This is a genomic window from Pristimantibacillus sp. Z349TD_6, assembly GCF_056173205.1.
Window position 1 is genome coordinate 3933989 of sequence record NZ_CM149662.1, and the last position, 21171, is coordinate 3955159.

General features: G+C 39.2%; 19 protein-coding genes. All 19 read right to left on the minus strand.

Features of this window, described 5'->3' with window-relative positions; translation table 11 throughout:
- Positions 1–27: 27 nt before the first annotated feature.
- Positions 28–1296: an FAD-binding protein gene (locus AC0VYE_RS17035; protein WP_475449372.1), complete on the minus strand. Its 1269-nt coding sequence runs from the start codon at positions 1294–1296 to the stop codon at positions 28–30.
- Positions 1297–1789: 493 nt separating this feature from the next.
- On the minus strand, positions 1790–2149 hold the full coding sequence (locus tag AC0VYE_RS17040) for a DUF5412 family protein (protein ID WP_475449374.1): 360 nt from the start codon (positions 2147–2149) through the stop codon (positions 1790–1792).
- A gap of 42 nt (positions 2150–2191) precedes the next feature.
- Positions 2192–3460 (minus strand): glycosyltransferase family 39 protein, encoded by a 1269-nt coding sequence (locus AC0VYE_RS17045; protein ID WP_475449376.1) that lies wholly within the window; start codon positions 3458–3460, stop codon positions 2192–2194.
- Between the two features lie 222 nt (positions 3461–3682).
- Positions 3683–4129, minus strand: a complete 447-nt coding sequence (locus AC0VYE_RS17050) for a DinB family protein (RefSeq protein WP_475442344.1) — start codon at positions 4127–4129, stop codon at positions 3683–3685.
- Between the two features lie 22 nt (positions 4130–4151).
- Positions 4152–4676: a GNAT family N-acetyltransferase gene (locus tag AC0VYE_RS17055; protein ID WP_475442345.1), complete on the minus strand. Its 525-nt coding sequence runs from the start codon at positions 4674–4676 to the stop codon at positions 4152–4154.
- A 644-nt stretch (positions 4677–5320) separates the two neighbouring features.
- Positions 5321–6262, minus strand: coding sequence for a hypothetical protein (locus tag AC0VYE_RS17060; protein WP_475442346.1), 942 nt, complete (start codon positions 6260–6262; stop codon positions 5321–5323).
- A 258-nt stretch (positions 6263–6520) separates the two neighbouring features.
- The gene (locus tag AC0VYE_RS17065; protein ID WP_076266022.1) at positions 6521–7591 is read right to left on the minus strand and encodes a polysaccharide deacetylase family protein; all 1071 of its coding nucleotides are present in this window, start codon (positions 7589–7591) and stop codon (positions 6521–6523) included.
- A 491-nt stretch (positions 7592–8082) separates the two neighbouring features.
- Entirely contained in the window at positions 8083–8667 is a 585-nt protein-coding gene (locus AC0VYE_RS17070; protein WP_475442347.1) for a hypothetical protein, read from the minus strand.
- Between the two features lie 2 nt (positions 8668–8669).
- A complete protein-coding gene (locus AC0VYE_RS17075) occupies positions 8670–9149 on the minus strand; it encodes an RNA polymerase sigma factor (protein ID WP_441907699.1) in 480 nt (159 codons plus the stop codon).
- Between the two features lie 253 nt (positions 9150–9402).
- The gene (locus AC0VYE_RS17080; protein ID WP_076266019.1) at positions 9403–10902 is read right to left on the minus strand and encodes a malate:quinone oxidoreductase; all 1500 of its coding nucleotides are present in this window, start codon (positions 10900–10902) and stop codon (positions 9403–9405) included.
- 742 nt (positions 10903–11644) lie between these two features.
- Positions 11645–11977, minus strand: coding sequence for a hypothetical protein (locus AC0VYE_RS17085; protein ID WP_475442348.1), 333 nt, complete (start codon positions 11975–11977; stop codon positions 11645–11647).
- A gap of 160 nt (positions 11978–12137) precedes the next feature.
- Positions 12138–13043 (minus strand): GNAT family N-acetyltransferase, encoded by a 906-nt coding sequence (locus AC0VYE_RS17090; RefSeq protein WP_475442349.1) that lies wholly within the window; start codon positions 13041–13043, stop codon positions 12138–12140.
- Between the two features lie 175 nt (positions 13044–13218).
- Positions 13219–15612, minus strand: a complete 2394-nt coding sequence (locus tag AC0VYE_RS17095) for a polyprenyl synthetase family protein (RefSeq protein WP_475442350.1) — start codon at positions 15610–15612, stop codon at positions 13219–13221.
- Between the two features lie 392 nt (positions 15613–16004).
- Positions 16005–16493 carry an SRPBCC family protein gene (locus tag AC0VYE_RS17100; protein ID WP_475442351.1) on the minus strand — a complete coding sequence of 163 codons (489 nt, stop codon included), beginning with the start codon at positions 16491–16493 and terminating at the stop codon, positions 16005–16007.
- A 96-nt stretch (positions 16494–16589) separates the two neighbouring features.
- A complete protein-coding gene (gene trxA / locus AC0VYE_RS17105; RefSeq protein WP_475442352.1) occupies positions 16590–16910 on the minus strand; it encodes a thioredoxin in 321 nt (106 codons plus the stop codon).
- A 37-nt stretch (positions 16911–16947) separates the two neighbouring features.
- Entirely contained in the window at positions 16948–17370 is a 423-nt protein-coding gene (locus AC0VYE_RS17110) for an RrF2 family transcriptional regulator (RefSeq protein WP_076266015.1), read from the minus strand.
- 43 nt (positions 17371–17413) lie between these two features.
- On the minus strand, positions 17414–18316 hold the full coding sequence (locus AC0VYE_RS17115) for an NAD(P)/FAD-dependent oxidoreductase (RefSeq protein ID WP_475442353.1): 903 nt from the start codon (positions 18314–18316) through the stop codon (positions 17414–17416).
- 175 nt (positions 18317–18491) lie between these two features.
- The gene (locus tag AC0VYE_RS17120) at positions 18492–18896 is read right to left on the minus strand and encodes an Rrf2 family transcriptional regulator (protein WP_475442354.1); all 405 of its coding nucleotides are present in this window, start codon (positions 18894–18896) and stop codon (positions 18492–18494) included.
- A 274-nt stretch (positions 18897–19170) separates the two neighbouring features.
- The gene (locus AC0VYE_RS17125) at positions 19171–20694 is read right to left on the minus strand and encodes an MDR family MFS transporter (RefSeq protein ID WP_475449606.1); all 1524 of its coding nucleotides are present in this window, start codon (positions 20692–20694) and stop codon (positions 19171–19173) included.
- Between the last annotated feature and the right edge of the window lie 477 nt (positions 20695–21171).

The following is a 21171-nucleotide window of genomic DNA, read 5'->3' on the forward strand; positions in this document are numbered from 1 at the left end:
CCATATGGTTATATAACTGTAAAGGAATTAATGTTTCTCCATAATGTAGTTTTTCAAGAAGTCGTTGCAAAACTTTCCTTGAGGATCGTTTTGAAGTAGTAATTGCCGAAAGTCAGGCAACTTCTCATATAGTGATTGAAGATGGGCTGGCGGCGTGGCAAACAGCTTTGCCCAATGTGGACGAGCATGGAAAGGCGCAATCTGTTCCTCGATCATCGGTAGAATTTGTCTGACTGCCTCCCAATCCGCCTTCCATGTAAAGTGAAAAGCAACGGATTCCTGCTTATAACAAGGACTCATCCACAAATTGTCTTCCGCAATCGTACGGACCTCTGACACATAAAGATGTGGCGATATGAAATCACGTATCCGGTCAATCGCACATAGTGCTTGATAGGCATCTTTGCGCGGCACAAAATATTCACTCTGTAGTTCCTCACCAGCACTTGGCGTGAAATCCATGCGGAAGTGCGGTAGCCTTTCATGCCATGGCCCGGGAATACCAAGCTGCTCACTGCAATTCTCTGCAGAATAACCTGGCACTGGATGTCGTGGTACACTTGAGAGCTTGGATCCAAAAAATTCAGATTCCACTTCAGCGTGTTCAAAACCTGGTAACTTATGCTTTTGCCAGACTTGATTGAATGTAGAAGTTTTCCAATCCGTAAAAAGACTAACACTATAAGCGCTAGAGAATATTTCGTCAAAATGGTCTTTAAGTTGAACTAAAGGCAAATGATCAAATACAAATTGACTCATCTGGAATGTAGGGATTATATCTAGAGTGATTTTCGTAATCACCCCGAGCCCTCCAAGCCCCACTACCGCCCCGGCAAAGAGTCCATCTTGTTGTTCACGGGAGAATATGACCTTATTCCCATCCGCTTTGACAACTTCCATGGAATGAATCGCCGAAGCAAGATTAGCGTTCTGGTCACCGGAACCATGTGTGGCCGTTTGGCATGCGCCTGCAATAGTAATATGGGGCAACGACGCCAAGTTGTGCAAAGCATAACCGAATTCATACAGATATTGACACAGATCTCCGTATCTAATACCTCCCTCGACTGTAACCTTATTGTGTTTAGTGTCTAATGCAAGGATTCGGTTAAACTTTTGAAGAGAGATGAGGTTCTCGTTACAATCAGCGATTCCATTGAACGAATGACGAGTGCCAAGTGTCTTAATTCGATTGCTTCGTGCTACTATTTCTTGTATTTGCTCCAATGTTTCCGGAACAAGGAGTTCTGATGCGCTATACCTATAGTTACCTGCCCAATTTCGATTATTTTCCATAAACATATACCCCCACTACTTCTGATGAAAGATTTGTCAAAAATATCGATATGTTATAAAAACATTCTATATATTTTGGAAGTATCCTGCACGCAGAGCCGTTCTGGTGAACATTACATCAATTATACCTGTAATGCCCCTAGGTCTCTCATGCTTAGAAGCAGCTTTAGAAAAAAAAGGTACAGCTCCTCATATTTTTAGAGGGGCTGTACCTTTTCTCGGAATAATTTGAGTATTAAGCTTCGGTGTACCGTTTGCAACATGAAGTATGCTAAATACTAAGACCATAATTAATCAAGCCAATGTATCTTAACATTTGTAAATGTAAAATAGTAGAGACGTACTTTCCCGAAGGATAGCTGTCCTTCTCTTTTTACGTTAATATTAGAAACCAATCATTTTAAGAATAAATGGCACCTTAATGTCATCGGCCTTATAACAATTTTCAAACTTGCCTTTTAACAATAGACTTCGACAAGCAGCGCCCGATTCTTCATAAATATCGGACTTCACATTCAACTCTATATTCCGGACTTTCATTTTTAATTTTAAGAACTTCTGCGGAGTTCCAATTCATAGAAAAAATGTCTTTATGATTGCTTGAATAAATCGTTTTTTTCTCGCCTGTTTGGCTCTCTTCAACCTCGACAAGATACAAAACGCCACCTGCTGCGCCACCATAAGGGATATAATATGCACTTGCATTATATTCACCATTCGGAGATTTGGTCGGGCCACTAAATATGACAGCATTATTATTAAGAGCTTGAAAACTATAAAAGTATCGATTATAACCTATTAATAATAAAATACTGATTGCAATAAATAGCAAGAAAGCATATCTTTTTTTCATAAATCCTCCGATCTATTTCGATTCCCGTGTAAGTTGAAGCCTTTAAAGGTTGGCAGTAACATTATTTTTCACAGTCGTACTTTGATACTTTGCAATCGCCCAGTCGATAAAAAAACCTGCGCTCATAAAGAAAAGAAACACATTCGGGTAACCATACCTATTGAATGCGACAAAGGGAATATAGATCACAGTAAAGTAAGCCAATGAAAGCAATAAAAATAAATAGGCAATTTTCTTTTGCCGGAAGGCTCGTTTAAGTGTAAGCAGTAAACCTGCTGCTCCAAATAGCATAAATACGACATGATAGATGCCCGCGATCCAAATATTTAAACCAAATACCGTTTTCCAATAATAAGGAGCCGCATATAATCCAAATACTTTATCAATCGTATACCATTTCAAGTATTTTAATGGTTGATTTTTAAAGCCGAAGCTTACAATCTTTTGTGCTGTTTCGGCTTGAGCAGCGTCAGAGCCTGCAAATAAATTTTCACTGATGCCCTCGTATTCTAGATGGGTGTCGAAGAAGGCCTTTGAAGGTGCCTTGTTGTTAATAAGTGCGCCTAATAACATCGGATTGCCTGCTGACTGCGTGAATGGAATGAATTTATCAAATGTGACGTAATTCCGTATCCACCATGGTGATAGCAAAAGGATCAACGTTAGCGAAATAACTGATGTATACTTCACTATAATTTTCCAAGATATCTTTTGCACAAGCCATAAAATGAACCAGACAACGGGAAAAAGTACCGCATGCGGTTTGAAATAACATGCTAGCCCAACAATAGCGGCCGAAATAACGTAATACCTCGTTTCCTGTCTCCTTAAGGCAAGAAGGCTAAAGCAAATAAGCAATATGAACAGCATGCGGAACATTGTCTCCGACAAAATGGCGCCTGAAGAAAAATAATCGGGCAAATAAAGCGCGGTTGCGATGCTGGCTATAATAGCAGCTCTACTATTAAACAGCTGATTAGCCGCTATAAAAATCAAATAAATCGAGAACGCCTGCATGGCTGCCATTAGGACTCGGAATGCCACAACCCCTCCATCTCCTTGTCCGAAGATGAGCATGAGACCAGCCAGTACAACTGGCATTCCTGGCATGATGAAAGCAGACGGCTCATCGCCGCTGTTATAAGTAATCGTGTGCTTATTCAATAAAATTTTAGCGCTATTTACATATTTGACGTCGTCATTATTTTGTTTATCATATGACCCAATGAGAAAGTGATCGCCATACAATAAAACAGATACGGTGCTTATCGAAAAAACGAGAACGATAATAATGAATAAAGTAGTGCGCATAGGACGAGAGACATGATTAAGCTTAAACAGGATTTACACACCTTTCTCTTACAAATACGAGGGGTACAGACTATTTTTATCTTCTATCACTATGACCAAGTATTAGAGCCATACGGTCCTTAATTTTAATAAATAATAAAGAGCAGCTGCCATGGCAAACTGCTCCAGAACTAAAGTATAACTATCGATTACCCGTAATTCAAATAGTAACTATTGATATATCTATCTCACAAAAGAAATATAATCAATATTGACAGGTTCAAAAGCATTTGCTCGAATTTGTAAATTAATTTGTCCTCGATGATACTGACCATGTAGTGCTACATGAGTTAAAATATCTCGTGTGGAAGTTATAAACTCGTTACCTTTACTGTTTGAATATGATACTAAGTTATCTAAGTCAGCGTTTGTGATTTTAGTGAGAATATTTTTGAAGCTTTCTTCATTCTGTTTAATAAGTGTTGCACAGGATTCTAGATCACCATCTGACCAGATAGGCATTTGTGAACTGTCCATTCCTTGTATTCTAGCAATCCAAACTTGTTCGGCATATAAAATATGAGAAAATAACCGCACGAGTTGATCCTCGACTTCTACATTTTGCAAAGTTTCTAGAATACGTTGATTTGCCCAGTTTAGATGATCATACATCTTTTGGATTGTTTTCATTGATTCCATCCTTTCATTAACTTCACTTTATCAAAGAGTAAATGTTTGTATCATAAGCAATACCATTTTGATACATATAGTTTTTCAAAATTCCTTCTTTTTCGAAACCTAGTTTTGTTACTAATTGATTGGATTTTTTATTATCAATAAAAACAATCGCGCCAATTCGTGTTAACCCAAGCTCGCTAAAACCATATGCTATAACTTTTGAAATGGCTTCTGTTGCATATCCATTTCCCCAATAATCAGGATGAAGCTCATAGCCTATCTCAGCTCTCTTATGTTTTAAAGACAAAACATTAAAACCGATGGTCCCGATCATTTCTTTTTTACCTTTTATTTCAATTCCCCATCGAATGCCTCGATTTTCTTGGTAGCTTTTCGCGAAAAACGCAATGAACTGTTCTGCTTGTTCGATATTTGTTAACGTATCTTGTCCAAAATATCGTGTCACATCATGATTGGAAAAGCAATGAAAGATGCTGTGAGCATCTTCTTTAACGATTTCTCTCAATTGCAATCTTTCTGTCTCTAGAATCGGAAACACTCTATCACTCCATTTATATAATATTAAAATGTATTCCTATTAGATGGTTAGCGCAGCAGTGATTGCTCATGCTTTGGATAATATTCAAAAAACAAATATTTCCAATCACTCATGAAGTCACTTTGATAAATTCTATTGTAAAAGCAAATCTGTTCATCCCAGAAATCTACAGAGTTGCATTTGTATTTACCTAAAATGAATGATGGATAATTATGGACTGAACTAGCCATAATGCTTATTTTTTTTGTATCCTGAAGATCAATCACATGTATTAAACTTTCTATTATGTATTTGATCGGGCCCATGCTCTGATATACCCTTTCTATGTTATGAACCCTATTGTACAACCTTATTCTTTTGAGTTTTGAGATAATAGTTGCTTTATATCGAGGATCTTCAATTAAATTCAATTCATTAAGTAACCTCTTAATTGAGCGAAAATTAAATTTGGTTTCTTCATGTAACCAGCATCGATACTTAAGTAAAAGTTGAAAAAGTAAAGGGTTCGTTGGATCAGTCCTAATAAAGATGAAAAGATAAGTCAATGAATCCATTACGTTTGCAGCATACATCTTCTCAAAAATGATAATCACCTGCTTAGTAGGAATTCTATAATTTCGAGTCCTTTGAGAAAGGCCGAAACTTCACAAAATGAGCCTATCCAGACCAATTGCACTAATTAAAAGCCGCTCTTTCCTGCTGCCTAACATATTTTGTGTCCAATCTACAAAACCGCCATCGCCAATAAAATACTCCGTTTCGCCGATTACTGTCTTTAATGTGAATTGTAATCCTTTGTAATACTGGTTTTCCATATTCGGCTCACCTGTACTTACCGACACATTCATTGACAGTTCATTTCCGTGTTTTATAATCCTTGAGACTAAGCCAGCTGAATCTTTGTAACCACTACGTTCACTTAAAATGATCTCGATGTCAGATCCAAACAGCTTTTTAAATATACTTTGGTACACTTTTATATGCTCCCATAATGATTGTTTTTCGAAGCTATAGGAACCTTCATCAAATCCAGACGTCACCATACAAAATAAATGGAAATGAGGCAGCATCCCTGGAGCATCTCCAAAGAATTGCGCTCTGACATGCCTATGGGTTGTACAGAAGCGAATAAAATTATCTCTCTTATCATTTGACTTATTTGATTTAAGTAATTTACTGATATGCAGGGCTAAGAGATTGGTTGCATCTGATACAACCTCCGTTCCTCTTAACGCGGAAATTGCTTTGTTTTGATCAACTGTTCCTAGCACAGAAGCACAGCCCAATGGTGCTACGGGAGATAATTGAATTGGTGAAAAAGAATGTTTTGAAGCAATATCTAAAACATCCAACTCCAACCTCTTAAGCAATAGCACATCGACGTCAGCTGGGTGTACAAAACGGTTATTCTTGTATCTTTTAAAAAGATCATTTGGAGAAGATGTTTTTGTTTTCTCGCTGAATACTTTTAAGAGAAGTGAATTCAAGTCACTGGGGGATATCCGATCAACTAAAAGATTAATTAAATCAGCTTGATCAAGTTTTCGCAGTATTCTTTCAAGATCGGCTGTAAGGGTAGGTTCCATTAACTTCACTCTCCTTGATCACATTCTATTGGTTATTAATGGATAATTATATGGGTGACATTACCTTAGGTCAAGAACTAAACCAATATTGTAAATGATCAATCTTTTAGCTTGAAAAATGACGATAAGTTTTCTTCAGTTTTTCAACAGTGCTAATCATAAAAATCCCGACGGAGAAGCTCCCGCCGGGATTTAGTGGAAAATACGATTTAAATTTAGATCAATAACTAAATCGCTTCCTTTACTGGTTCGAGTTATTTACTGAATTTCCAAATAATCAATGTAAACATCCCATGTCCCGTTATCGGAGGTGCAAACGAGCTCAATTTCTTGATTACCGGTTCCATGGCTGACATTGCTTATGGTATAGACCGCGGGACTACTGCCTCCGAAGTAGAAGGTCCCCTTCGTCACCCCGCCTATTTTCAAGTCAACTCTTGCCATATTGGAATTATTTGAAGCACCACGGAGTGAGAAGCTATGAGTTCCGCTCGTGAAACTCTGTGTGTATTTGACCAAATCATTGTTGGCGTATAAAGCAACACCAGCGAACGGCGAGCTGATATTCCCGGTGTACTGACCAGCTTTGGTCATGCTTTCGGCTTCCTTTTTTGTACTTGTGCTTGGAGGAGTAGTTGTACCGCCACCGTCAGGCGCAACCGCTCGGCCGGTGCTTGTTGAAATCATACCAGGGCAAAGTCCACGGCTCTTAAGGTTCTGAGCAATCTGGGGGATTGCTTGGAGCGTAGTCTGGTATTGATCATGCATCAGGATGACATCGCCGTTCTGCAGTCTGCCCGCAGCAGCTACGATCTGTGCGGTGGTGGCGCCATTCCAGTCCTGTGAGTCAACGTTCCACAGCACCTCGGTTAGACCATTTTGACTCTCGATTGACTTCAAAGTTGCGTTAGTTTCGCCGTACGGCGGGCGGAACAATTTTGGTGCAGCTCCGGTAGCTGACTGGATCGCTTGTTGTGTCCGCGTAATTTCTGATGACATCTGCGAGCTGCTCAATGTGGTCATGTGAGGATGTGTATAAGAGTGGTTCCCGACCCACATGCCCGCATTCACTTGGTCCCGCACGAGTGAAGGGTTATTTTGGGCGTTTTGCCCAAGGTTGAACATCGTTGCACGCAAACCAGCCTGCTTCAGAGCATTGAGCAGAGATGTAGTGTTACTGGCATTTGGGCCATCGTCGTATGTCAGACCTACATATCCATTCGGGCAGTTGGCATCGGCTGCACTGGCAATAGGCATTATCGGGATGGAGAACAACGAACTGAAGAGTGCTAGGGCCGCTGCCCCTTTTATTAGTTTTGCTTTGAACATGGTAGTACCTCCTCGTATTAAAATACGAGTATGGTTGTTCGCGTCACTCCGTACCGCTTAACTCTCTCTACTAGATTTGGGGTTTTTACTGAATTTCTAAATAGTCTAGGTAAGCGTCCCATGTCACGTCATCGGAAGTTACAATTATTTCATCTGTATTCCTCCTCTTTTTTTAAATTGCAATTAGTCCCACATGATGCTGTACAGCCTGCAATAGGCTGCTCAAGCCTCACGCCCTTCCATATATTAATTTGAAAGCGATTACAATAATTATCTTAACAAAACGTTTCTTAATCGTTTACCTGTAAGAATTTAGTTCCTACTGTAAAAAACTTAGTTTTTGGTGGTTGACACTGGAAATGGAGCGATCCCAAAAAGCATTTACGCTGAGCGGTCTTTTTTTTGATATTTGATCGTCTATTTTATATAATGCAGCTAGCAAAAAACCGCATCCATAGGAGGATGCGGTTAGTATGTTAACAGCAGATAGATCAAAAATTATTGAAAATGACGTCGGCTGTTACCTTTCCGCTCGTGACGTCTCCCGAGGTGAAGCCAGATACCGTGTTGCCCACTTTAAATTCCTTGCTTACCAGCTGCTCTGAAATATCAGGAGCAGTTGGGCCTGTTATGCCGTAAGTCGTTTGTTCCGTAACTATCACCCACAATTCGCCAATTCGAAAGCTTTGGCCGTCGGTACTTACCTCATCAATCACACCATCAATGTTTACCCTGTGTTTTGCTGAGGTCGCTGGTCCAGGACCTTTATTCTCAACGGTGCCGCTTGGATTGTTCGTGACCGCACCAGGGGTAGTACTGCCTGCGTCTTGGTTTACTGCATAAACGCTTAGAGTCAATACCGCACAAGCCGCAATGCTGGTTGCCCAGATCATCACTTTGTTTTTCTTTACTTTAGAATTAATTGTTTTCATAGGAATCTCTCCATTTCGTATGCTGTTATTATTGTTGTCAATTTGTTTGTGCTTCTCCTGGCTTAAGCGTTCAAGTGTACGTTCTTGAAAGTCTTCACTTATTTTCACTTTGGACATGGCCGATTTATAACTTGATTTTTTCATTCTCACAAATCACCGCCTATCACTTCTTTAAGCTGTTTACGCCCTCGAGCGAGCCAAGTACCTACCGTCGCAGGTTTGGCATGAAGTATATCCGCTATTTCTTCCAAGGAATAACCTTCGTAATAATGCAAATGGATCGGGACCCGATATTTTTTATCCAATGATAATACAGCCTGCATGACCATGTATTCATCCTTCGGTAGGTTAGACAGGTTGTCCGGTATGGGGTTTCGACTCTTAAACCACCCCGTCTTGAGCAAGTTTTTACATTTATTGATCGTTGTACGGATTAACCAGGCTTTCTCATGTTCACCGCTATCAAAGACGGGGGATTTTTGGAGATAGGCTAGAAATACTTCTTGCGCTACTTCCTCCGCGTCAGCAATATTTTTGAGATAAGCAAAAGCTATCTTGACCAGGCTGTCGGAATAGTTGACCACGGCTTTGCGGACGGATTCATTGAGCTCATATGAATCGTTCACTTGATGTCCCCCTTTCACTAGTAATACAATCGAGCAGCCCGTTATTTTTCACGCTATAAAAAAATTTGGGGAAATTGCTTTAAAAGGGAGCAACAAGTTTTTTATTAGTATGTCCTCTCACCAAAAATGGTAACATTCAAGCAAGATTAACTGCAGCACCTGTAAATTCAATAAAAAAAGAACCTTCAATCTATAATTAGATCAAAGGTTCTATATTTATTTTAATGATATTAAATAATTCACATCAGAAAAACTAACTAAAAGCCAGCTCTTTTTCACTCAGACCTAGCGAGTCAGCTGTAGAAGTATGAATTTCGTGCAGAAGCTCTGGATTTTGCATTAGTGAAACGCCATAAGAAGGAATCATTTCTTTAATTTTGGGTTCCCACTCCTTGATATGTTGAGGGAAACATTTTTTAAATACTTCAAGCATAACGTGAACAGCAGTTGAAGCACCTGGCGATGCGCCTAGCAATGCTGCAATCGAACCATCAGCAGCCGTTATAACTTCCGTACCAAATTGAAGTGTTCCTCTGCCGCCAGCTTCAGTATCTTTGATAACTTGCACACGCTGACCAGCTGCTACTAAATCCCAGTCTTCCGTTTTGGCGTTAGGGATAAACTCGCGCAACTCATCCATGCGCTTTTCTTTGGATAGCATAACTTGTTCAATTAGGTATTTTGTCAATGACATGTTTTTTGCACCTGCGGATAACATTGTGATGAGATTATCCGGTTTTACGGAAGTAACCAAATCAAACATTGAACCGGTTTTCAAAAACTTAGGTGAGAATCCGGCAAATGGACCAAACAGCAAAGATTTTTTATTGTCGATAAATCTTGTATCCAGATGCGGGACCGACATTGGAGGAGCTCCAACTTTGGCTTTGCCGTAAACTTTTGCATGATGCTGTGCCACAACATTCGGATTATTACAAACCATAAATATTCCGCTTACTGGGAATCCGCCAATATGTTTACCTTCAGGAATACCGGATTTTTGCAATAAATGCAGGCTTCCGCCTCCGCCTCCGATAAAAACAAATTTTGCAGTATGCCGTTCGACGTTGCCGCTGCCATTGCGTACTTTCAATTCCCACGAGCCGTCGCTAGCACGTTTAATATTATCAACGCTATGTTTATATTTGAGATCAACGTTTTTACTTTTTAAGTGGTCAAACAGAATGCGCGTTAAAGCACCAAAGTTGACATCCGTACCAGAGTCAATTTTGGTTGCTGCTATAGCTTCATTTGATTTACGATCCTTTATAATAAGTGGGATCCATTCCATCAATTTTGCAGGGTCATCGGAAAATTCCATCCCTTTAAACAATGGATTAGTAGACATGGCTTCAAAACGTTTCTTTAGAAACGTTACATTTTGTTCTCCTTGGACCATACTCATATGAGGTAATGGCATAATAAAGTCTTGTGGATTACGGATTAGCTTACTATTTACAAGGTAAGACCAAAACTGCATGGAAAGCTGGAACTGTTCATTAATTTGAATCGCTTTGCTAATATCTACAGATCCGTCTGGCTTATTTACAGTGTAGTTAAGCTCGCACAGTGCTGCATGCCCTGTTCCTGCATTATTCCACTCGTTAGAGCTTTCTTCTCCAGCACTCTCGAGCTTCTCAAACACGGTAATTTTCCATTCCGGTACCAATTCTTTCAGAAGTGTCCCTAAAGTCGCACTCATGATTCCGGCACCAATCAAGATGACGTCTGTTTTATTTTCTCCGTTGCTCATTTTTACCATCCTTATATCCTAAAATTTGCATAAAGCATGTAGGCGCTTCTGTATAGGCGTTACACTAAGCCAATGCTCGACCCAGTCACACACCTTTTCTGTTTCAATTAAAACCATATCATATTGTTTTGTAATTGATTATAGATTAAATGATCTGCGATTATCAGATAATTATAAGCTATTTGAAAGCTGGTGAAAAGTGAAAAGTCCGTTTACAAGGCTCTAGGAACACACAAAGCAAAGGCAATAACAAAGCTTAATGGATCGATTGAAGCTTTTGTTTGCCGCCATGTGTTACTAGCATCATTACATTTTTTCCGATACTTGCGGTATGGTTCACTGTATTTGATGTTAAACTAATCTTCTATTAGTTTCAATCTAAACGTTGCTACTTCTCTGCTTCTGAGATTTTCAAGTATACAAATTGTGAATAATCTGCAACGTTTATATGAAGGAGTAGATATATTTCACAAAGTTGTTCAGCTTCCCCATTAAATTCCTTTAGAATTTCAACAATTTATATTCATATCTTATTGAGGCTGGAGCCTTTTTGACAACATTTAAGGTAATTTTCTGTTTGTTTTGCCTGTCTGTCGTATTCTGTATGTATTGTATATGTATTTAAGAAGAAATCATCACTTTGATCAGTTAAAGTAATCTTGAAAACAAGCGAAAGACCCATAAGGCAACCGCTTCATTTGCGAAGCGTTGGCTCTTACGGGTCTTTTTTAAAATTTTAGAACTATTTTTTGGAACGTTTTTTGGAAGATATTTTAGCACGTTTTCTGCGTTTTAAGCCTGAAACCATGACATTTTTTTCTGATTGCGTGTAATAATGCTGATAGACAGGACAACAATGATGCTTCTTCACCGTTTCAATATTTTGAATAACATTTACAAGCTGCGGATGGTAGATGTCCTCATATTGCGTAATTGGAGGATCATAAATCGTTTGTGTTGGACAATCCGGACAAAAGTTAGCCGAATTCGCACCTTCTACCATACTCATGTTACTACCCATATTACTACCCATGTTCATGTTATTACTCATGTTATTATAATCGTTACGGTTCACAGAATTATCTCCTTCCTGTTTTGGAATACACCATATTGTATTCTCAAGAAGACAAAACGACCTGTACGATTGACATGGAAGACGATGGCCTATGCTGTTCCTGCAGGATGTAGAGCATGATATTTACCTTGTACTGATAATGTTTGAAAAAAGCGTTTCATTATGAATGAGAAGTTAATGGAAACAAAATATGTTCTGTTTTATCTTCCAATGAAGGACGCACAAACAATGTGTCCTCACTCTCTGCTAATAACTCGACATGAATGTTTTCATTATCGTAATCGGGTGTAAAGTAAAAATGAATAATCTCCGTATCGGCAGTAACAAGGCTGTTTAAAATAACATCATAATCAACTTTTTGAACGCTGATGATATCATAAAGATGAAGTTGTTTATCCTCGTGCTTAAAAATAACAATGGCATCAACTTCCTCGACATAATATATCGCATCATTGAATGCTAAGATAAAATAAAACAGCAATAGATGTTCATTGTTTTTTACACCCATTATTGGGGATACAGGTATTCTTTCCTTAGCAAACAGCTCCATCAACCGATAATCATTGGCGTTATTCGTATGTAGCTTACGGTAGGGACGGGTTGCTTCTGGTTTTAATTCTAAACCTGAAATGTTTAGCGTAAACCTACTTTCTTGCGTTTTATTAAACCCAAATCTAGGATAATAGTCTAGAACCGAATCATTAGCAAACAAGTAGATAAAGTCATATTCTTTTTCATATTTCTCGATAATATGGTTCATCAGTTTGCCTGATAATCCTTGATTTCGATAGTCGGGATGCGTCATAACGGTACCGATTTGAATGGCTTTGTACTCTTCACTGTTACATATAACCGTCATCTTGCTTGCTGAGGCATTGGCAATGACTTTACCTTTATCGATAAAGGAATAACATATATAATTTTCGTTCCAGCCCCCTTTTTCATCCCATTTTTCGAAATCAAGTCCAAATACCATTTTAGCCAACTCATTAAAGCTTTCTTTGTAGGTTGAATTGTCTTTATAGTCATTAATGAATTGGTAATTAGTCATATTAACTTCGTTCACTTTATCTTCCCCTTCCATCCTCATCAACCTTTTGCTGACTGTTTCAAACACCATTAAAAAGAAAAAGCAGTCTCACAGTGACCATGTGTCACCGATGGACTGCTGTTTGCTTATTCAAATTGTCGCACTATCTAACATGATCGCTCGAGTCTTCCTCAAGGCGTTCGAATTTAATTTAAAAATCCCGACTTATAATATAATTCAGCAGTTGCTTTAGAAAAGCAGGATTACGTGGCATCTCCTTCAATGCTTCCATTGCAAGGCAGAAGTGTTCCCACATCTCTTTTCTAGCTCCATCAAGACCAAGGATGGTTACAAAAGTCGAGTTGTTGTTCTCTACATCCTGGCCAATAGGTTTACCGAGTAACTGTAAATCTCCTTCCGAATCAAGCAAATCATCTTTAATTTGAAAGGCTATGCCCGCATGATAGGCGTACTTTTTCAAAATCGCAATTTCTGACGGTTTAACCTGAGCGAGAATAGCAGGCATAACAAGTGAAGCTTCAAATGCAATTCCGGTTTTGTAAAAGCACATCATATTCAGCTGCTCCAATGTTAATGCTTTTCCTTTGGAATGCAAATCCATCGCCTGCCCCATGCACATTTCTCCAGCTCTTTGGGACGAATATTGCATTAAAGTAAGTACGGTTTTAGGATCAAACTGTTCAAGCGATGATTGCTCTTCAATCGCCTTCTGGGTAAGAAATAGGCCGGTTAATTCCGCGGTGGCACTATCATGGACCTGGTGCAGCGTAGGACGCCCTCTGCGAGTAGAGGCATTATCCTGCGTTGGGAGATCATCGAAGATTAAAGATGCGGTATGCATATACTCTAATGATTTTAAAAGCGGCACGATCGTCGAAGCATGCAGTCCATATTCATTTATACCCATGACCCAAGCCAATATTGGCCGTAATCGTTTGCCATCTCCTTCAAGACTGTAGTTTGCAGCATCAATAAGCAGCTCTTTCATTGGAGGTATTTCATTACTTTTGTGAATCGGCAATAGATTGTTGATTTGCTCGCGAGCAGCTTTGACAGTTGAAAGGAATTGTTCCTTTTCATTGCGATTGCTTTTTAACGCCGTTACCATCTGATCCCGGAGCAGTTTATCGAAGAAATCCACATCATCCGCTTTTTGAACCACATGTTGGATAAGACGATTGAAGTCTGGATCTCCTGAAGCAAACACCGCCATAATTTCGTTATATTTCTCAGTACCTATACGTTCTTTCAACCTCTTTAGACCATTGAAGGCACGATCAAGAATCACTTCTCGGGTTTTGGCATCGGAGTAGTATACGCTGTGAATTAAATAAGAGATGACGGACCAGTATAACTCGAAGGGATTGATTAGATCTGAGCGCTGCTCATGGTATTTCAAATAATAGGTATAGGGTGTTACCGCCCCGTCTTTCATATCATCAAACATATCTGCTAAATCATCTGCCAGCTGATTATAAATGCCATAATAAAATGTTCGATTATCAAAGCCTTCATCCAATGAAGCGCTAATGACGGAACGGACGATGAGCCTTGAAGATGAGGATTTTAAAATGATAGGCAGGTAAAGGTCTTTGTTGGTGTAAGTTACATTCGTTAGATCCTTGACACGGTCCAAATCCTGAGAATGAAAAAACACGTAGGATTGCTCGAAAAAGGTTTGTTGTGTTTCAGGTCGTTGATATTTTTTAATATACTCAAAAGCGTCACTAAGCTCCGCGTGTACGTATTGGACAAATTTAAAGTTATTGCCGGACCATTCACCTAATTGTGGAACAGATCCGCTTAGAAGTGAGGTACGGATCATATCGGAATATTGTTCTTTCTCCTCAGCCTTTAGAACACCAGAATCAAGCAGATCGTCGATAAAAGGATAGGTTAGTCCATAGGAGTAACCAAGTCTGACGGATTCGTCTAGTCTCCGGGCACGTTCAGCAGGCAATACTTGATCATCCATTTCTTCAATTACATGAAGCATTACGCCGATTATGATTTTGATCAGCTTGCGCACCGCATGCTCGGAACTCATTTCCTTTGGGATATTAGAGGATACGGACTTTAGTTTATTTATTACCCAGATTATGGCGTTTTCTATGCCTTCCTTCTGTGCCCACCGATACAGCCCCGCCAAGGTCATAAAATCAGGCTGCTCTCCCCCGTTAGTTGAAGAGGGTTGAATAAAGTGACTTTTGACGTCAGCAACCACTCGTTGAATTCTCAATGTTGTCTCTGGAGAATCCAAAGCTTTGCCTAAATCCCTCATATAAATATAGGAAACGCTTCGATCCAAATATTCATCCAGTTTTCCCGAATAATTCAGCCACCATATGTATCTATGATAATCCCGAGAATCCGGTTTTTTCTTTCCTTTCGAAAAAAAGGATAACAATGAATAATGTTGGATATGGTTCTTTTTCCACAATTGAATATCTTCGGTTAGTGTAGTTACATAAGTTTTATTTTTCACTTGTTCATTCAATGTTTCAAAATATTGGGCTGCCTTTTGCTCTGCAAGCTGGTACCAAGTATCTGCTTGAGCTGTATACTTATCATTCATACGACGCATAACCTCGACTTATAGTTATAATAAAATGACTGGGAAATGAAACAAAATAACTGATTTGAAGCCTTAGTATAGTTTCCTGAAGCACATAAGACTAAAAATTATGTTGACTCACTTCCTCCGAGGAATTTGGAACTATATGCGTCGAGCAAATAAGTTATATTTTACACGATTGTTGGTGGTTCAACAATTTTTTGGTAAAAATATGTAGCGAGAATATCAAGTTGCACATGTTGTACAAAGTACTGAGATACATTACGCAAAAAGGCTCGACCCCGTTCCATTTGAGCCCAACTAACAAAAAAACAACAAAGGTCAGGATGATCATCAACAATGTGAGATCAAACTAACCTTTGTCGTTAAGAGTTTTTTTTGTATCACGTTAACTAGTTGGTTTATACCATTAATAAGTAATCTGCCAGTTGATTAAACGTCACTTTATATCCTTCGTGAACCATATCTTGTGATGCCTCTAACGTTTTGGCTTCCTCTTCAGTTGGAGATACTGCTTCCCCTTCCATAGTAAGAATGGTTTTGTCTCCATCTTCACTGAAAATAAAAGTGACTGAAAATTCAAGAGGCCAATTGGCGTCAAAGGGTGCACGCACGGTGTTACCTTCCTCATCAGAAAAGGAATTGGTATACACAATTTTCTCAGGTGAATTAACTTCATGATAGATAAACTTGACCCACATCTCGGTTCCGTCTGGTGCGGTCTGTTTGTAATGAAATAAACCACCTGGGCGGAGATCGAATTTTTTAATGTCAAAAGCCCATCCTTTTGGTCCCCACCAATTCAGTAAATGTTCTGATTCTGTAAAAGCCTTAAAAACAAGGTCACGAGGAGCATTAAACGTATGAGTCATTTTAATTTTTGTAGTCATCTGAATCCTCCATTGCGATTATATTAACCTTTTGATAGGTGAGTACTACACACCTGTTTCCTCTATCATGAACGATTAAGCCTATAATGCGGGCTATTATTTAATATAACCAGAAATAAATTGTTCCAAGCCTTCTACTGTAAGGACTCCGCTCCTTTTATCAACAGGTATTCCATCTTTAAAGAGGATTGTAGTAGGTATACTCATAATTCCAAATTGTGAAGCCATCGCTTCACTAACATCCACATTTACTTTCACAATTTTTACATTATGGCTTCCTGCCGAATTAAATGTTTCAAGAATGGGCGCGAACATAAGACATGGTCCACACCAAGGAGCCCAGAAATTAACTATGGTTAGCCCCTCGTTTTGAATTTCATTTTTTAGTGTTGTATCCGTTCCATGTATAATTGTCATGGTTATGTCTTCCTCTCCAGTTAGATGATAGATTTGTTTAATTCGAATTGCTTAAGCTGCTTATCATGTCAGTTGCTTTAATTTCCTTTAAGTATGAAATCGTACATTCATCGACTCCAAGCATTAATTTCGCTAAGCTGTCATTTATAGATGTTGTCCATTGACAGAATGTAACGGTTTGGCTTTTCTTTACCTCTCTTACTGCATCGTAAACATCAGCCAATGTTATATCAGATCCAGGATGCTTTAGTTTATATCCGCCGTCTTGACCTTCCTTAGCTTCAACCATCCCAGCTTTCTGCAATGCGGACATGATTTTTCGTAAATAAGCGGCATGGACATTCAGCTGTTGTGCCATTTCTGAGCTAGTCAACGTTCCACCATGCTCTGTAAGTAGCAAGATGACACATAAAGCTGCCCGAAATTTTGAAGACCCAATCAAATGATTTTTTATTTGCAAATAGTGCTCCCTCCTATCGTAGTGTGACTGCATTTAAGTTTCGTTAAATGAAGTCTTCTTCTGCTAACTCCAAATTTACGCTCATCGCTATTCGACTGCCGTCAGCCGCAGCAAAAACCAATTGGGATGGCATGAAATAGGAAGCATCACCAGCGATATAAAGACCGGGTACTGAGGTTTTTCCCTTTCCATCCGTTTGAATTCCTCCCAACTCCGTTTTATCACAGCCCAATTGTTCTCCGAACCGCGTGCTTGAAATAAACTTAGGAGTAACGAAACCACCAGCTCTTTCGATGGTAGTCCCATCTGAGAAACGAATATGCTCAAGCTTCCCATTTTGTCCGACGAATGCTGCAATGGGCTGCCCCATGATTGCGATCCCCTTTCGTTGGAGCTGTTTTTTTTGTTCGTTCGACAGGTTTTCATTCCCGTTTGTACAGACAACTAAATCCTTGCTCCAATTGAGAAGCAGCTTCGCTGTATGAAAAACAGCCGGATATTCCGAAACAACGACAAGCGGCTGATCACGCAGCTCCCAACCGTCGCAATAAGGGCAATTAAACAAGCTTTTTCCATAAAGCGGGTAAAAGCCTTCGATCTCAGGAAATATTTCTTTTACTCCTGTTGCCAAGATCAATTTACGTGTAGGAATGCGTAATCCAGATGAATCAATAAGCTCAAATCCGGCTTCAATTTTGCTGACCGAAATCACCTCATCTTGCCTATGATCGACTGATGGATAACTCAGCACCTCTTCATAAGCAATGCGGCGAAACTCAGCTGGTGTAACGCCATCTCTTGTTATAAAGCCATGCGATGAATGAGTAACAGCATTTCTTGGACGATTGTTGTCGATCAAAGCAACGCTTCTCCTTGCCCTGCCAAGCATAAGTGCGGCATTTAACCCTGCTGGTCCTCCGCCAATAATGGCACAATCATAATTCATGTAGCTCATCTCCTACTAATGGGATATTAAAGACTCTTTATATCTATAATAATGCAAAAAAACGCTTATTATCAAATTTAAATACGACATTGAAGACTCGCTATATCTACAATTGATTCGAAAAAAGGATTTAATACGATGTTAATTGTACTTCTCCTTTTTCAGAAAAATGTTCTTAACTTTTAAGTTTGGTTTGTTTTTTTGCAATGTCAGCTAATTTCGTTTGTTTCAGATGTTGTTCCATCTTCTCTTCCGCTTCTTTCATTGCAGCTTGAATCAAGCATTCTTCACCATGAACAAAATCACATTCAAATAATGATGTTGTTCCTTCAATAGCGTGGATAATATCCAAAAACGTAATGTCGTCCTTTTTGCGTGATAGCCGGTAACCTCCGTTTGCCCCAGAAACGGATTCAATCATCCCAGCTTTGACGAGTCTCGTTAAAATTTTGGAAAGATAAGTAGGTGAAACGTTTTGGGATTCCGCCAGCTGCTTGACGCCTATGGGCTTCAAATTGGAAGCTTCTACAAGCATGAGCATGGTGTGAAGTGCATAATTGGTCGCTTTGGAAAATTTCATGTTCTCACCTCAATTACAGACTTATTATGTCTATAATACCTACGAAGTCGCTAATATGTCAAGTTGTGAAATATTATGATGTAACAAAGTAGGCTCTTGGTTATTAGACTTTATGATTATAATCCTCTAAATGTATTTAATTACAATGCTTCAAAAAATGCTGCTAATTTTTATAAAATAACGAATGAGCTTGACGCAAGCGTCATTAGAGATTTATTTGCAAAAGTTTAATGTACATAAGAAAAACCTCGCTACGAATAACGAGGTTTATTTTTTAATGAGATGCCGAATATTCTTCTAGCTCGGAAGCTGGATCAAACTTCTCCTTGCTCATCGCAAAGGCAGCTAACAGAGCAATGACGGATGGAATAATAGCCCAAGCAAAAGTATGAACCAGTGACGAGGACAGTGATTCGGTTATTTTATCAAGAATCTGAGAAGGAATGTTCTCCCTTGTATCAGGTGTTAAAATTTTACTTGGATCATTTAGATCAATGAACTCCGACGTTTGACCGCCGCTGCCGAACGATGAAGAAAGTTTATTTGCAAATAAGTGACTTTGAATAATACCGAATACCGTAATCCCAAGCGTCATTCCCAGTTCCCGAGTGAAGCTAAGTGTAGAGCTTGCAGATCCTCGCTGCCTAGCAGTAAATCCATGTATGGCGGAATTGCTTAGCACAGAAAACGATGAGCCGATGCCAAGGCCAACTAAAATCATAAAGATTGTAACCATAAATCGGGATGAATCGGGTGTTAAAGTAGTCAGTAGAGCCATGCCGCCCACTAGCAGAAACAACGTCGAAATCATGATGGAGCGATAACTAAACTTGGAGAGCAGAATACCGCCGCCAGCAGCGGTAACAACAGATCCGACCATCATTGGAAGCAACACGAGCCCCGAGTTGGTAGCTGAACCTCCAAGTACCCCTTGAACATAGATTGGGATATAGACGGAAGCTGTTATAAACGCTGCGCCGCTAAAAATAGCCATTAAATTACTTGTGGAATAAAGCCGATTTTTGAACATGCTGAAAGTGATGATTGGTTCTTGTGCGCGCCGTTCAATAAAGATAAAAGTGATCAATAATACGACAAAAGCTAAAAACAAACCTACGATCGTGAAGGAGTCCCAGTCGTATTTTTTACCTCCTAGCTCCAGCGCGAACATGAGACAAAGAATTGAAGTTACGAGCGTTATTGCGCCCATGTAGTCGATTTTTTGTTTAGAATGCTCAACAGACTCTTTGTAAAAATAAGCAATCATTACAAATGCAATGATTCCTATTGGTAAATTGATGTAGAAAATCCAGGACCAATGAACATAATCTGCAATATAAGCGCCAATTAGAGGCCCGAAAATGCTTGAAATACCATATGCAGCGCCAAATAATCCGCCTATCTTCCCCCGTTTTTCAGGTGCTACCACATCGAACATAATTGTAAATGCAATAGGTACTAGAGCTCCGCCGCCAATACCCTGTATCGCGCGATAAATACTCAGCTGTACAATAGATTCCGCTGTACCGCATAAAGCTGAACCAATCATAAATACGATAATTCCGAATACAAAGAAACGCTTGCGACCATACATATCAGATAACTTACCAAATATCGGCATACCAGCCATCTCTGCGATCATATAAGCAGAAGTCACCCACATTAATTTGTCAAACCCGCCAAGGTCCCCTACGATTGTTCCCATCGCAGTTGCTAATATGGTGTTATCCATCGATGCCATCAGTGTAGCCAGCAGAAGTGCTGCAATGATTACACCTACTTTATTTCCTTTTGCCATTTCCATTGTTTCTCGTTCCCTCCACTTTGTTTAATTGACAATGTAATTGCCACTCCCATTGTTTATCTCGACAACCAATTGTCTTGAATTATTTTAATTATAGTTATAAGTATCTTGATAATCAAGATAAAATTATAGGGAGAGAAGTTTCATTTTTGTGTCAAGCAATCAGAATCCACCGTCAGATCAATATGAATATTTCAATTCAATTATCTGGATTCGAAACGTTGAATTTTATTGGATGGGAGATATCAGATTGGATTGGAGGGTCACAAGGCTTGAGGGTCACTGTACGATTGATGTAATCACGATTAGAAAGGATGACAACATATGATTTCCTTCTTAACTTTATGTGCGTGCTTCGTTGGCGGCATTATTTATATTTTATACGCAGGAGTAGGTATCATTAGAGATGACGAAATTCAGCAAGACCAAATAATTAGCAATTTTAAATGAAAAAGAAGCAAGCCCTGAGGG